Here is a 14,695-nt window from a genome sequence, read left to right as displayed (position 1 = left end):
AATCCCTATTTCTAACTATCTTTGTCCATTATTCACCAGAATTAAAAACAACTATGAAGTATTTTGAGTTCACATTCCGCACCCACCCTTGCACAGAAATCGTCACTGACGTACTGGCTGCCGTACTGGGTGAAGTCGGGTTTGAAAGTTTTGTTGAGTGTGAAGGCGGACTGACCGCATATATCCAACAGACAATCTGTGATGAAAACGCCATCAAGATTGCCATCACCGAGTTCCCCCTACCCGATACGGATATTACTTATACATACACCGAAGCGGAAGATAAGGACTGGAATGAAGAATGGGAAAAGAATTTCTTTCAACCCATCATTATCGGAAACCGATGTGTGATTCACAGCACTTTCCACCAAGATATTCCCAAAGCGGAATATGACATTGTCATCAATCCTCAAATGGCCTTCGGAACAGGACACCACGAGACTACCAGCCTCATCATTGAAGAATTGTTGGACAGCGAATTGAAAGATAAATCTCTGCTCGATATGGGCTGCGGAACTTCAATTCTTGCCATCCTCGCACGTATGCGGGGCGCACGCCCCTGTACAGCCATCGACATTGATGAATGGTGTGTACGAAACTCCATCGAAAATATCGAATTGAACTACGTAGACGATATTGCCGTTTCACAAGGAGATGCCTCGTCGCTTACAGGAAAAGGACCTTTCGACGTTATCATCGCCAACATCAACCGGAATATATTACTGAATGATATGAAGCAATATGTTGCCTGCATGCATACGGATTCCGAACTCTATATGAGTGGATTTTATGTAGACGATATTACCGCCATCCGCGAAGAAGCGGAAAAGAACGGATTGACTTTCGTTCATTATAAAGAGAAGAATCGCTGGGCAGAGGTAAAGTTTGTTTATAAAGGATAAGAGTCTTGATGGATGTAGAAAAAATAGTGACGGTATATGCTATGGATAGTGACGCTATCCATAGCATATACCGTCACTATTTGTATCGGATAGCGTCACTATCTTATAAGGAGAAACAAAGTTGTTACGCGAACTCTTTCTTTACCTGTTGACACCATGCTTTTATTTTCTTTTCCGCCTGCTCGGACTGATTATCCAAATCGACAACTAAACCGCACCACTGCTCACCACGCAAAGCTTTGGAACGTTCGAAAGTATAACCTTCGGAAGAAGTAAAACCAACTAAAGTAGCCTCATCTTCTTCAAATACCTCCGCCAACAGACCGATTCCATCTGCAAAATTCTCCGGATAGCGTATCTGATCTCCCAGACCGAAAATAGCAACCTTCTTACCTTTTAATTTCATTGTCCGGAGTTCCGGCAACAGTTCGTCCCAATAAGTAGGAAGTTCTCCATCAAACCAAGTAGAAGCACCCACAATGAAGCAGTCATAAGCAGCAAAGTCATTTTGCCAAGCCTGTTCAATAGGCACTGTCTCTATCTTTTCCTTACCGAATTCTTTCTGTATTTTCTCTGCCACCCAACTCGTTCTTTCGGCTTTGGTAGCATAAAATAAACCTATCTTTTTCATAATCCACACTATTTAATATTCCAATAATCTCCGGGCAGCCTCGTATATCTTGGCCTCATCCGGCAGAATTTCCTTTTCCAAAATCGGATTAAAACCGACAGGAGTAAAAGTAGAACCGACACGCTGCACCGGTCCATCGAGATAGCGGAACATCTCTCCACTAATCATAGCAGCAAGCTCCGCACCAAAACCGGAGAATACTTTATCTTCATGAACCACCAATGCCTTGCTCGTTTTCTTGACCGATTCGAATATCGCCTCTTTATCCAACGGAATCAAGGAGCGAATATCAATGACTTCCACTTTCCAGCCACCTTCTTTTTCCAATCGTTCTGCTGCGTGCAGACAGAAATGGGTGGTATTGCCATAGGTAATAATGCTCAAATCTGATCCCTCACGACGAATACGTGCTTTTCCGAAAGGTACTTCAAAATCTTCCGGCACTACTGCCGCTGCTTCTACCGAATTATACAATGCTTTCGGTTCGAGGAACAGCGTGAAGCCTTTGGATCGCATACTGGTACGAAGTAATCCGGCAGCATCATCCGCAAAAGATGGGCAGACAATACGTGCCCCCGGTAAAGTGGTCAAAGCTCCCTCCAGGTTTTGAGAATGATACAAGCCTCCACCGATATAGCCACCGGAAGCCAGACGCAGAGTTATATTCGGAGCAAATTTCCCGTTGCTACGCCAGTACTCATGTGTACACTCCACATATTGTTCTACGGCAGGCCAGAAATAATCGGCAAACTCCGCTCCCTCAATCACCACATGAATTTTAGGATCAAAGCGACTCATTCCATTGGCGGTGCCTACAATATAATCTTCCGCAATCGGTGCACTGAATACACGGGCTTCGCCGAATTCCTGCTGCATACCTTTGGTTACATTAAACACGCCTCCTTTTTCCCTGTTTGCCACATCCTGTCCCCAAATAAAGGTATCGGGATTATGGCGGAATTCAGCTTTCAATGTTTCATTAATGGCATTGACCAGAAAAGTCTTCTCCCCTTCCGCCTCATGTGTACCGTCTTTATATTTCTGTGGCTGATAAGGTTCGGGCATTACAAAATCATAAATGCTTTTAGGATCAGGATCGGGAGCAGCCAAAGCCTTCCGGTTGGCAGCAGACAATTCTTTCTTTGCATCAGCTTCTATTTGTTGCAGTTCTTCCTCGGTCAGACGTTTATAACGCAGCAGCATCCGGCGAAACTTCATCAAGGGATCAGCATCTTTCACATATTCCAATTCATTCTCATCCCGATACAAGGTGTGTTTATCTGAATTGGAGTGCGAACCGATCCGGACACAATTCGCCTGCACAATAACCGGATTACGGGTACTGATAGCATATTCCCGCGCTTCGGTCATAGCATTCATCGAATCGAATACATCCTTTCCGTTACAATAGATAATCTTCAGGTTCTTGAAGCCCGAGAAGTTTTCGGCTACTTTACGGTTGGCAGTCTGTTCCGATTTGGGTACGGAAATACCATACCCATTATCTTGTATTACAAAAATCACCGGAAGACGTTCGAGGCTGGCACCATTGATAGCTTCGTAAACGAATCCTTCGGAAGTAGCCGACTCTCCGTGAGAAGTGATAGCTACGCCTTTATGTCCATAATATACCATTGCTCTGGCCACACCTGCTGCGTGAAGGTCGTGTGTACCAGTAGCAGAGGAGATGTTTTCAATGTGCCATTCCGGTTTGGCGAAATGGTTCGACATGTGACGTCCTCCGCTACCCGGGTCCGTTGCTTTGGAAATACCGTTCAGGATAACTTCTTCAGCGGTCATTCCGGCGGAAAGCACGGTTAACATATCCCGGTAGTATGGGAACAGGAAATCTTCACCGAGGGTGAATACCTGACCGACAGCAAGTTGAATACCATCATGCCCTGCATAGGGAGCATGATAAGACCAACCCAAAGATTGCAACAGGTAAGACGGTGCCTTTTCGTCCAAGGCACGCCCCAATGTCATCAGATGATACCACTTTTTCAGGGTTTCTACATCTGTAGTTTTTATATCATATTTCTTTTTCATGAGTAATGAAGTTCTTAATGAATGAAACAATCAGTTATCAGCCTTTCCAATTTTCGAGATAGTCGGCTATAAAATGCAGGAAGTTACCTCCCAACATTCCATCTACTACCCGATGATCGTAGGACAAAGACAAGTACATTTTATGCCGGATTGCAATCGTATCACCCTCCGGAGTTTCTACAACAGCAGGTTTCTTCTCAATATATCCTACTCCCAGGATAGCTACTTGCGGCTGATTAATGATTGGCGTACCGAACAGGCTCTTGAATGTACCAAAATTGGTTATCGTAAATGTCCCCCCATCAATATCTTCCGGCATTAATTTGTTATCCCTTGCTTTCAAGGCCAGAGAATCGATAGCAACAGCCAACCCGTTCAGATTCAGATGATCGGCATCATGCACCACAGGAACAATCAGATTTCCATCATTCAAAGAGACGGCAATACCGACATTAATATGCTTTTTGAAAAGAATATTGTATCCATCTACTGATACATTCACCTGTGGATAGGCAGCCAATGCTTTTGCCACGGCTTCCGTTATCACAGGCATATAAGTCAGTTTCACTCCTTCGCGACGGAAGAAAGCGTCTTTATTCTTTTCACGCCAACGCACCAATTTGGTAACATCTACTTCTACTACATTGGTCACGTGAGGAGATACTTTTTTAGACATAACCATGTGGTCGGCAATAATCCGGCGGACACGATCCATCTCTTTTACTTCGACTCCAGGCATTGCAACAGGAGCAGACGATTTAGATAAGGTGGCAGCCGGCTGGATAGCAGCGGCAGATGTAGCCGGAGCAACCTTCGGACTTGCCTGTTCAGAAGAAACAGCAACTGATGGTTTGCTTGCGGCCGGAGCAGCAACAGCAGATGCCGGCTTCGGTGCAACACTACCTCCTCTTTTCTTCTTTTCAATATAATCTTTTATATCTTTCTTACTCAATCGCCCTTCATAACCGGTTCCTTGTATAGCATCCAACTCTTCTTTCGGAATTTTAGCTTCCCGCGCCAACTGGATCACAACAGGAGAGTACCAACGTTCTTCCTCTGCAACAACAGGTTTCGATGCAGTATTCGCTGATTCGTTTTTAGCAGTTTCCGCTGATGATGGTGATGTTTCAGAAACATTTGCAGCAACCTGACCAGCATCGGCTTCCTCTCTTACAACTCCTTCGCTTACCGGCTCCGTTCCTGAAGATTCTTCGCCATCCAAATCAATTATAGCGACTACTGTTCCTACAGCAACCGTATCACCCTCCTTATATAAAATCTCCACCACTTTTCCCGCTACGGGAGAAGGGATCTCCGCACTTACTTTAGCAGTATTCACTTCAAAAAGCACATCGTCTTCCTGAATCATGTCACCCACCTTTACAGACCAAGAGACGATTGTCCCTTCGGTTATACTCTCGCCTAACTTAGGCATTTTTATTTCGAATTTTGACATAGACAGTAAATTTATTATTCAACCTTGATATATTACAACAACGGGCTGAAATAGAAAGTTTTAAGTTAAGTAAATTTTAACCGGATACTGACAAAGCCAGCCCGGACATCAACGACTATATATCCACTCTTTTTGAATATATTTCTCTTCCCGGAGCTGATTGACAGCCTCTATTTCTTTCCTGGTAAAAGCACTGACAGATTGGGACTTACTGAAATACTGAAAAGCCTTCTCTTTAAAATCAGTTACAGTTCCCTCCGGTAAATAACTCCGAATATTGGTTACCTCACTCCGAACGGAAGGAACGGCATATACTGACGATAAAGTTTCATCATCAACCATCGGTTCCGGATTCAAAGCTTTATGCAATGCTGTCAGATCCGTATCATACAATAAAGTGCAATGATACAACACCCGATTCTTATGTACGCATTGCGCACTCCCTGATATTTTCAATCCATTCAGATAAATCCCCAGTCGTTCGCCTCCTTTTGCCATCAGGCCTATAGAGTTCAGGAAATCCAATGTCCGTTGCAAGTACGTAACAAATTCCGGCAATCGGGGAGCCGTTTCTATAAAAGTCAGATTGACATTGCCCAAATCATGGTACACCGCTCCCCCACCCGAAAAACGACGGGCAATATGTACTCGTTCCTGTTCCGCCCATTTCTTATCGACTTCCGACCGCAATCGCTGATGCTTACCTATTACCACAGAAGGAGTGTCCTGCCAAAGCATGAAGATATCTCCATTTCCCTGCTTCAACAGATATTCTTCTGCTGCCAAATGAAAGTAAATATCAGTAAACGGACTATAGATACATCGAATCATAGATCAAGCGGAATAAGAGTTAAAACATAATTTCGTGATAAATCTCTCCGACCGTAGGATGTGGAAACACAGTCTTCTGGAATTCCTCTACCGTGTATCCTCTCTGAATAGCAATACCTGCTATCACAATAAGTTCTGATGCCGGATTTCCCAACATGTGACAACCGATAATCTTCCCATCTTCATCCTGAATCAGCTTACAGAGTCCGTTTCCCTGTTCATTCTCCGCAACGAAGCGTCCGGAATAAGCCATGGGTAATTTTGAAATACGGTAAGGAACTCCTGATTTTACCAGTTCCTCTTCCGTCTTTCCCACTCCCGCCACTTCAGGGTTGGTATAAACGACTCCCGGAACACAATCGTAATTCATCCGATCTTCCACTCCTAAAATATGATTGATAGCGACTTCCGCTTCACGGATAGCAGTATGCGCCAATAAAGAATAGCCTGTAATATCACCACACGCATATACACGAGGATGCGAAGTCAACAGATGTTCGTCTACTTTCACTCCATTCCGATGCAGTTCTATATTCAGCTTGTCCAGTCCCACCTTGGATAGATTTGCCTTACGTCCTACACTAAGCAAGATCTTCTCCGCTTCAATAGTAGACGTCTTGCCTTCTTTTTCTATCACAACTCCATGAGGATTTACTTCCACCACTTTCGTATTCAAATAGAAAGAGACTCCCCGTTTGGCATATTCGGCACGAAGCATACCACTGGTTTCCTTATCCATCGCTCCCAGAATCTCCGGCATCATTTCTACCACATGTACTTTCACACCCATACTGTTGAAGAAAGAAGCAAACTCCATCCCGATCACCCCGCCACCAATAATGACCAGTGTCTTAGGAAGTTCCTTTATCTCCAAGGCCTCTTTGGAAGTCCAATAGCTGATTTCTGACAGCCCCGGTATGGGAGGAATCACTGTATCAGAGCCGGTACATACCAGCAAATATTTCACGGAATAGGTTTCTCCGTCACAAGTGATGCGTATTTCCCCATCTTTTTCTCCTTCTATCAGAGCTTCCTTTTCTACAATAGTCACTCCGTAAGAATTCACAGTCATCTTCACACCGCCCGCCAACATTTTTACTGTTTTATCTTTACGGCTCATAATCTTGGATAAATCGAACGAAGGGGATTCGGCAGAAACGCCGTATTTGGAAGCACTCTTGATGCTATCCAGTATTTTAGCAGAATATAACAAAGTTTTAGTAGGAATACACCCCTCATTGAGACATACTCCCCCCATTGCCTTTTTCTCAAAAAGAACAGTTTTTAATCCGTTGGCCCCTGCCCGTTCGGCAGCTGTGTACCCGGCCGGACCACCACCAATAATAGCTATATCAAAGTTCATAATCGTATTTTTTTAGTAATAATACGATTATAACAAATATGAGAAGAGATAAGTTGTAGGGAAAAGAAATACCCGTTACTTAATTGTCAGCTTTTTAAGTTCCTCTAACGAGCCATTAAACACATTCAAATCTACGTCTTCTTTAATGCCGGGAACACTTCCTACATCCGTATGTTGCCAAAAGTGCCATTTTCCCTGATACCGCACAGAGTCCACATAATAATGGGCAATCCAATAAGGGTATGCATTGAAGATAGAGTCGTCCAGGTAACGGGTTTTAAATTTATAAGAAGTGTATAGAATAGGCTTCACTCCATAATGAGATTCCACCCGGTCCAGCCAGCGTTTGATGCCTTGCTGTAATTCCTTTTTTTCCTTCCGACCGGTCACTTCCACATCAAGTACGGGAGGTAAATCACCGGAAACAAGTTTTACCGTGCGAATAAAAAAGTCCGCCTGTTTCAAAGCATCCGTGCTCGGAATATAAAAATGATAAGCGCCACGGATAAATCCATGATTACGGGCATTGGCAAAATTTGCCTCAAATGTGGTATCGTTATGATCTCCTCCTTCTGTGGCCTTCATAAAGACGAAATGTAAAGGAGTAGCCGTCTCCTTATTCTGCAACAGCTTCTTCCAGTCAATCTTTCCCTGATAGTGAGAAATGTCAATACCATGAATATCATATCCGTCAGGGATGCAGACACCATATTCCTTTAAACCATGGCAAGGTTTCCATCGATAAGCATAAGGACGGATAAAGAAATAATAGAAAGCTACGGAGAAACAACCGACAATCATCACTGCCAGAATATTACGAAGCCAAGTAGGCATCACAGTTCGATGCTTCACCTGTTCCTTTTTTGAAGTACGGGAAGTCTTGGAAGAAGAGGTCGTTCCCTTTCTTTTAGTGGTGGAAACAGTTCTTTTCTTCTGTACGGCAGACATCGGGTTGTTGCGTTGTGGCATTTACTTTAAACGATCAATGTTTTTAGAGATAGGCACGGATTACACGGAATACAGGGTTATAAGAAATAACTAAAAACCGTATTAATCCGTGTAATCCGTGCCTGAAAGAACCCTTCATTGCAACTGTTGTATCAACAACTGCTCTGAAGTGTATTTATTTAGCTTGTTCCAGTTGCAAAGTCTTAGTTGCCTGGTCGCAAACTTCTGTAGGACCGAAGTATTGGATCGGACCCGGATATACATAATCCGTTTCGATAGCCCAACGTTCGCGCTGTGAAGCAAATGCTTTGAAAGGAGCACCATCCAGTTTTACCAATGCTTTCTGGATAACCGGCTTCATTTCACCGTGACGACGTTCCATGTTCATCATCATAGTAATAGGCACACCACCAGCAATCCATTCGGCAGCAGGAGCTGTTGTGTTACGTACAGAAGACATATAACCAGTCTTACCGTTAGCAATCAACATAGAAGCTGTGTAACCCAAAGAGTAGCAATAGTCAGCGTCAAAGTTTGACGGAGCAGCACAACGTCCTTCATAACCGAAGAAGTGGTGTTGAGCAGCAAATTTACCAACATACTTGCCTTCTTCTTTCCATGCAGCCAACTTAGTAGCTACCATTTCAGACAACAGTTTTTCTGTTTCGATCAATGATACCTGAACGTTTCCGTGCGGGTCACGATCCAAAGTCAACTGACGGGCAACACCTTCCGGCAGACTTGCATAGATAGCAGAGTTTTCCGGAGAAAGTTTGCGGATGATATAATCACGTTGGTGAGATTTCTTAATCTGACCGAATTCTTCAGCATTAGCAGCCAAGAAGTCATTCAATTCAGCAATCAGACGTTTCATGGCAGGAATGAACTCTACCAATCCTTCCGGAATCAAAACTGTACCGAAGTTGTGTCCTTGTGCTGCACGGTCTGCTACCACTTTAGCGATAGATGTCACCACATCGTCCAAAGACATATCTTTTGCTTCCACTTCTTCTGAAATGATACATACGTTAGGCTGTACCTGCAAAGCACATTCCAGTGCGATGTGAGAAGCCGAACGACCCATCAATTTGATGAAATGCCAGTATTTACGTGCAGAGTTACAGTCACGTTGGATGTTACCGATTACTTCAGCATAAGTCTTACAAGCTGTATCAAAACCGAAAGACGTTTCAATCATATCGTTCTTCAAGTCACCGTCAATTGTTTTCGGGCAACCGATTACCTGTACACCATACTTCTTAGCAGCATAGTATTCAGCCAATACACAAGCATTTGTGTTAGAGTCGTCACCACCAATGATAACCAGTGCCTTGATGCCCAGTTGTTTGATGATTTCAAGTCCTTTTTCAAACTGGCTTTCAGCTTCCAGCTTCGTACGTCCGGAACCGATGATATCGAAACCACCTGTATTACGATATTCGTCGATGATATCAGCAGTCAGTTCCATATAGTTGTGATCTACCAGACCACCAGGACCCAGGATAAAACCATATAATTTGTTTTCCGGGTTCAATTTCTTGATACCATCGAACAAACCGGAGATTACATTGTGTCCGCCCGGAGCCTGACCACCGGAAAGAATTACACCTACGTTCATAGCGGGAAGAGCAACAGCTTCACCAGCTTCGAATGTAATCAACGGCATTCCATACGTGTTCGGGAATAATGCTTTGATAGCTTCCTGATCGGCTACAGATTGAGTAGCAGCACCTGCTATAGCCTTAACAGCTCCTGATGCCAATGCTTTCGGAAGTTTGGGCTGGTAAGCAGCCCTTGCGATTTGCAATGCACTTTTAGTCATTTTCTTTAATTTTTTATTTAAAGGTGTTAGTAAGTTTCTTGTCAAACTTGAAAAGCGTTGCAAATTTCGCACTTTTTTCCGAATTATGAAAATTCTTCTTCTGTTGTTTTTAAGACAAAAGAAAGAAGAAAGAAAAATTAAGGCTATCTCCCAATGTGGGAGATAGCCTTTACGTTTTCTTCAGCGAGCTAATTTATAATATAATTCTAGGGATTCTGCTCCCAGCCTCCGCCAAGAGCCTTATAAAGTTGAACCACCGCAATCAACTCGTCACGAATGGCATTACTCAATCCGATTTGGGCATCAAAGTATCCACGTTGGGCATCCAACACATCCAGATAGTTGATGACTCCATTAATGTACTGCAATTGTGCCAAGTCCATGTAGCTCTTGGCCGAACGTTCCAGATTGGCACGAAGTTCGTACACTTCCTTGATCTTGTTGAAGTTGACAATCGCATTACGCGTTTCCTTGAAAGCTTCCAGTACGGATTTCTCATAACTATGTACTTCAGCCTCATAAGCAGCCTTCTTCGCTTTCAATGCCGCACGGTTCTTTCCCCAACCAAAGATAGGAGTTAATAAAGCTCCTTCCATCACTGCATAGGGAGATTTTAGAAGTTCCGACAAAGAAGTACTTTCACTACCGAAACCGCCTGTCAGGGCAAGACGTGGGAACATATTCGTATAGGCCACTCCTACTTTTGCATTGGCAGCAATCAATTTCTGCTCTGCCTGACGAATGTCGGGACGGCGTTCCAACAAAGTAGACGGCAACCCTACAGGAAGTGTTTCCGGAGAGTTAAACTCCTGAAGCAAACGGGAACGGGCTATCTTATTAGGATATTCACCCGCAAGATAAGCAATATCGTTTTCTTTCAGAGAGATTTTACGTTCCAGGTCAGGAACCAGAGTGGCCGTACGTGCCAACTCCACTTGTGCCTGTCGATAGGAAGTCTCGGAAGTCAATCCGCCGGCAAACCGGATACGTGCCAGGCGCACTCCTTCTTCACGGGCTTTCAATGTCTGTTTGACAATATCAAGTTCTGTATCCAAAGCTACCAGTTCATAGTAAGCCTGTGCCACTTCAGCCACAATCGTCATCTGCAATGCGCGTTGTGCTTCAATAGATTGCAGATACTCGGCAATGCTGGCCGAACGTGCCCAACGTAGATTTCCCCAAAGATCGACTTCCCACGAAACGAGGAATTGTGCTTCAAAGGTATCCGATCTCTTGAAAGCATCTCCTCCATGATTCTCGAGTTCGCGTTCCCCTGTCACTTTTCCTTTAATATCCGGAAGCAATGCAGCCGTAGAAATTCGTTTCTGTGCAGCCATTTCTTTCACACGGGCAGCAGCAATCAGCATATCTTTATTATGATCCAGCGCACGCTCTATCAGACTTCTCAATGTAGCATCCGTATAAATATCCCTCCAGTCCTGGTCACCGAAGCTGACCGAATCCTGTGATCTTTCCAAGCTGTCGGGTAAATGAAGATCAGGACGGACATAGCTTTTCCCTACCTTGCAGGAAGTCAGTACTCCGGCAAGTAACAGGATAGCAATATATAGTTTCTTTCGTTTCATTATTTCTTATGTTTTAAGATTTTCGACTTTGTTTTATACACCATCACAAAGAAGAACGGCACAAGAATGATACCAAATACGATGGCAAATATCATTCCGAAAAATACACCTGTACCGATTGCCTGCCGGCTTGCCGAACCCGGACCACTTGCCAGTACCATCGGAAGCATACCGAGCACAAAGGCAAGAGAGGTCATCAGAATCGGACGGAAACGCAATTTGGCTGCGTATATGGCCGATTGCACCAAGTCTTCACCTTTATCTACCTGCACCTTTGCGAACTCTACAATCAAAATTGCATTCTTAGCGGCAAGTCCGACCAACATAACCAAGCCAATCTGGAAATAGACATCGTTTTCCAATCCGCAAACCCAGACTCCTAAATAAGCTCCCAAAGCAGCCACAGGTAAAGAAAGCAACACGGCAATAGGCACTGTCCAACTTTCGTATTGTGCGGCAAGGAAAAGAAAAACGAACAAGAATACCAGTGCCATCACCATACCTGTCTGACCTCCCGCCTGCTTCTCCTGATAGGAAAGGCCGCTCCATTCCAGACCGATATTATCGGGGAGATGATCTTTGGCAATCTGTTCCATGATCTCCATCGCCTGTCCGGAACTATATCCTTGCGCAGCTGCTCCACGAATAACGGCCGTAGTAAACATATTGAAACGTTTGATACTTCCCGGTCCTGTGGTATATGATGCATTTCCCAGAGAAGTCAATGGTACCATCGCTCCATTGGAGGCTTTTACGAAAAATAAATTAATATTGTCTTTATGTTCCCGGTAAGGAGCTTCCGCCTGAATATAAACCTTATATATACGGTTGAACATATTAAAATCGTTCACATACACCGAACCGGTATAAGCCTTCATGGTAGAAAACACATCAGCCAAAGGCACACCCAGCATCTTCACTTTGTCTCGATCCACATCAAAATAAAGTTGTGGGATTTCCGACTGCAAAGAAGATGACAAGCCCGCCAACTCTTTGCGTTTGGATGCGTAGTACATTAATGTATCTGTCGCGTCTACCAAATTATCAAAAGTGGCTTCTCCACGAGCTTCCAGCTGCATCTCAAAACCTCCCGAACTACCGAGCCCCGGAATAACCGGAGGGGTGGACAGATAGACTTTACATTCCGGATATTCCTCAAGATGTTTCTCTACCGTATGCATGATCTTCTCAATAGTGGTACTCTTCCGTTCCTCCCAAGGTTTCAGGATCACCGTCAGTTCAGCACGTCCCTGGTTACTTCCGACACGCGGACTACTTCCCGTTACATTCTGTATATACTCAATGTACGGGTTCTTTTCCAGATAAGCAATGGCACGCTCTGTCACGATACGGGTACGTTCCAGAGTAGCTCCTTCCGGCAGTTCTAATTCAATCTTGAAATATCCCTGATCTTCCACAGGTAAGAAACTGGTCGGAATAATACGATGAATCAACATGATAGCAATCAACACCATACCAAAAGCACTCAAAACTCGACGAGGATGCTTAATTGTACGAGTTACGGCAGCTACATACTTATTACTACCGATACCCAGCCATTCATTAATCTTCCGGAAAACGATATTCTTTTTCTTCCCGCTATCCGGTTTCAGAATCAGCGAACACATCACCGGACTCAATGTCAGAGCCACTACCGTAGAAATAAGTACGGACACTACAATTGTCACCGTAAACTGGCGATACAACTGTCCTGTAATCCCACTTAAAAAGCTAACCGGGACGAACACAGCCGCTAATACCAGTGAAGTGGCAATCAAAGCACTGGAAAGTCCGTTCATCGCTTTTTTCGTAGCTTCATAAGGACTTAGGTGCTCCGTTTCCATGATATGTTCTACACCTTCCACCACCACAATCGCATCATCCACCACAATACCGATGGCAAGGATCAATCCGAGCAATGTCAGGATATTCAGTGAGAAACCGAAAATCAACATGAATCCGAAAGTACCGATCAATGAAATAGGCACCGCCACTACCGGAATCAACGTTGCACGCCAGCTCTGCAAGGATAAATAAACCACCAAAACCACCAATACCAATGCTTCAAACAACGTCTTATATACTTCATGGATAGATTCGGAAATATAAGTCGTCATATCGAACGGAATCTCATAGCTCAATCCCTCAGGGAAGTTCTTGCTAATCTCATCCATCGCCTCTTTTACTCTCTCGGCCACTTCCATCGCATTGGCACCCGGTAACATATAAATACCAAGTACGGCAGCATTTTCACCGTTGATACCACTCTCTGTATTATACGAAGAAGCTTCCAGCGATACACGTGCCACATCTTTCAATCGAATGATAGAACCATTCGCATTGGCACGCACTACGATATCTTCAAATTGTCCTACAGTGGAAAGACGTCCCTGTGTCGTGATAGGAATCGTGATATCCAATCCCTGTACAGGCTGTTGTCCCAGCACACCCGCTGCCGATTCACGGTTCTGATCTTTCAATGCATTCTGCAAATCCTGTACGGTCAGTCCGAAGTTTGCCAGCTTATCCGGTTGCGCCCATATCTGCATGGCATAATAACGGCTACCAATATTGGATACACGTCCCACTCCGGGAATACGGCGAATCACATCGAGCACATTGATAGTAGCAAAGTTACTCAAGTAAATCTCATCGAACTTTGGGTCAGTAGAAGTCAAACAAAGCGTCATCAACTGACTGGGAGCCTGTTTCTCTACCGAAATACCATTCTGAATCACTTCCGCCGGCAAACGGGATTCTGCCAGTTTCACACGGTTCTGAATCTCAACAGCAGCCAAATCCGGATCAGCAGATACATCAAAAGTAACTGTTGCCGAAAAGCCTCCGGAGTTAGAACTATTTGATTCCATATAAAGCATCCCCGGAGTACCATTGATTTCCTGCTCAATCGGAGTAGCTACTGCCTGTGATACAGTAAGTGCACTCGCACCCGGATAGGAAGCACTAATCTTCACCACCGGAGGGGTAATCTGTGGGTATTGATCCACCGGAAGCATCGTCAGACCGATAATGCCGACAATCACAATCACGATGGAGATTACAGCCGAAAAGACCGGCCTATCTATAAAAAAAGTAACTTTCATCGT

At 44.2% G+C, this 14,695-nt stretch carries 10 protein-coding genes; 1 reads left to right on the top strand and 9 read right to left on the bottom strand.

What is annotated here, in order from left to right; all coding sequences use genetic code 11:
• Positions 1–53 precede the first annotated feature (53 nt).
• Positions 54–902 (top strand): 50S ribosomal protein L11 methyltransferase, encoded by an 849-nt coding sequence (gene prmA / locus H8796_RS15290; protein ID WP_117937314.1) that lies wholly within the window; start codon positions 54–56, stop codon positions 900–902.
• Between the two features lie 124 nt (positions 903–1,026).
• Here the strand turns inward: prmA and H8796_RS15285 are convergent, their stop codons facing one another.
• The 9 genes from H8796_RS15285 to H8796_RS15245 all read right to left on the bottom strand — a co-directional run bounded on the left by H8796_RS15285 (position 1,027) and on the right by H8796_RS15245 (position 14,692).
• The gene (locus H8796_RS15285) at positions 1,027–1,533 is read right to left on the bottom strand and encodes a flavodoxin (protein WP_008999128.1); all 507 of its coding nucleotides are present in this window, start codon (positions 1,531–1,533) and stop codon (positions 1,027–1,029) included.
• A 12-nt stretch (positions 1,534–1,545) separates the two neighbouring features.
• Positions 1,546–3,582, bottom strand: a complete 2,037-nt coding sequence (locus tag H8796_RS15280) for a thiamine pyrophosphate-dependent enzyme (RefSeq protein ID WP_117937312.1) — start codon at positions 3,580–3,582, stop codon at positions 1,546–1,548.
• Between the two features lie 37 nt (positions 3,583–3,619).
• Positions 3,620–5,038: a dihydrolipoamide acetyltransferase family protein gene (locus tag H8796_RS15275; RefSeq protein ID WP_117937310.1), complete on the bottom strand. Its 1,419-nt coding sequence runs from the start codon at positions 5,036–5,038 to the stop codon at positions 3,620–3,622.
• Positions 5,039–5,146: 108 nt separating this feature from the next.
• Positions 5,147–5,869 carry a lipoate--protein ligase family protein gene (locus H8796_RS15270; protein ID WP_117937308.1) on the bottom strand — a complete coding sequence of 241 codons (723 nt, stop codon included), beginning with the start codon at positions 5,867–5,869 and terminating at the stop codon, positions 5,147–5,149.
• A 19-nt stretch (positions 5,870–5,888) separates the two neighbouring features.
• Positions 5,889–7,232, bottom strand: a complete 1,344-nt coding sequence (gene lpdA, locus H8796_RS15265; protein ID WP_117937307.1) for a dihydrolipoyl dehydrogenase — start codon at positions 7,230–7,232, stop codon at positions 5,889–5,891.
• A 75-nt stretch (positions 7,233–7,307) separates the two neighbouring features.
• Positions 7,308–8,201: a glycoside hydrolase family 25 protein gene (locus H8796_RS15260; protein WP_004297385.1), complete on the bottom strand. Its 894-nt coding sequence runs from the start codon at positions 8,199–8,201 to the stop codon at positions 7,308–7,310.
• A 154-nt stretch (positions 8,202–8,355) separates the two neighbouring features.
• On the bottom strand, positions 8,356–10,002 hold the full coding sequence (locus H8796_RS15255) for a diphosphate--fructose-6-phosphate 1-phosphotransferase (protein WP_117937305.1): 1,647 nt from the start codon (positions 10,000–10,002) through the stop codon (positions 8,356–8,358).
• A gap of 206 nt (positions 10,003–10,208) precedes the next feature.
• Positions 10,209–11,588 carry an efflux transporter outer membrane subunit gene (locus H8796_RS15250; protein WP_004297381.1) on the bottom strand — a complete coding sequence of 460 codons (1,380 nt, stop codon included), beginning with the start codon at positions 11,586–11,588 and terminating at the stop codon, positions 10,209–10,211.
• Positions 11,588–14,692 (bottom strand): efflux RND transporter permease subunit, encoded by a 3,105-nt coding sequence (locus tag H8796_RS15245; protein WP_008999122.1) that lies wholly within the window; start codon positions 14,690–14,692, stop codon positions 11,588–11,590. The genes H8796_RS15250 and H8796_RS15245 overlap by 1 nt, the downstream gene beginning before the upstream one ends.
• Between the last annotated feature and the right edge of the window lie 3 nt (positions 14,693–14,695).

The sequence above is a fragment of the Bacteroides sp. M10 genome (assembly GCF_014334015.1).
GTDB classification, from domain to species: Bacteria; Bacteroidota; Bacteroidia; order Bacteroidales; family Bacteroidaceae; genus Bacteroides; species Bacteroides intestinigallinarum.
Note: the sequence above shows the minus strand (reverse complement) of the source record. Positions and strands in the feature narration are given on the sequence as shown.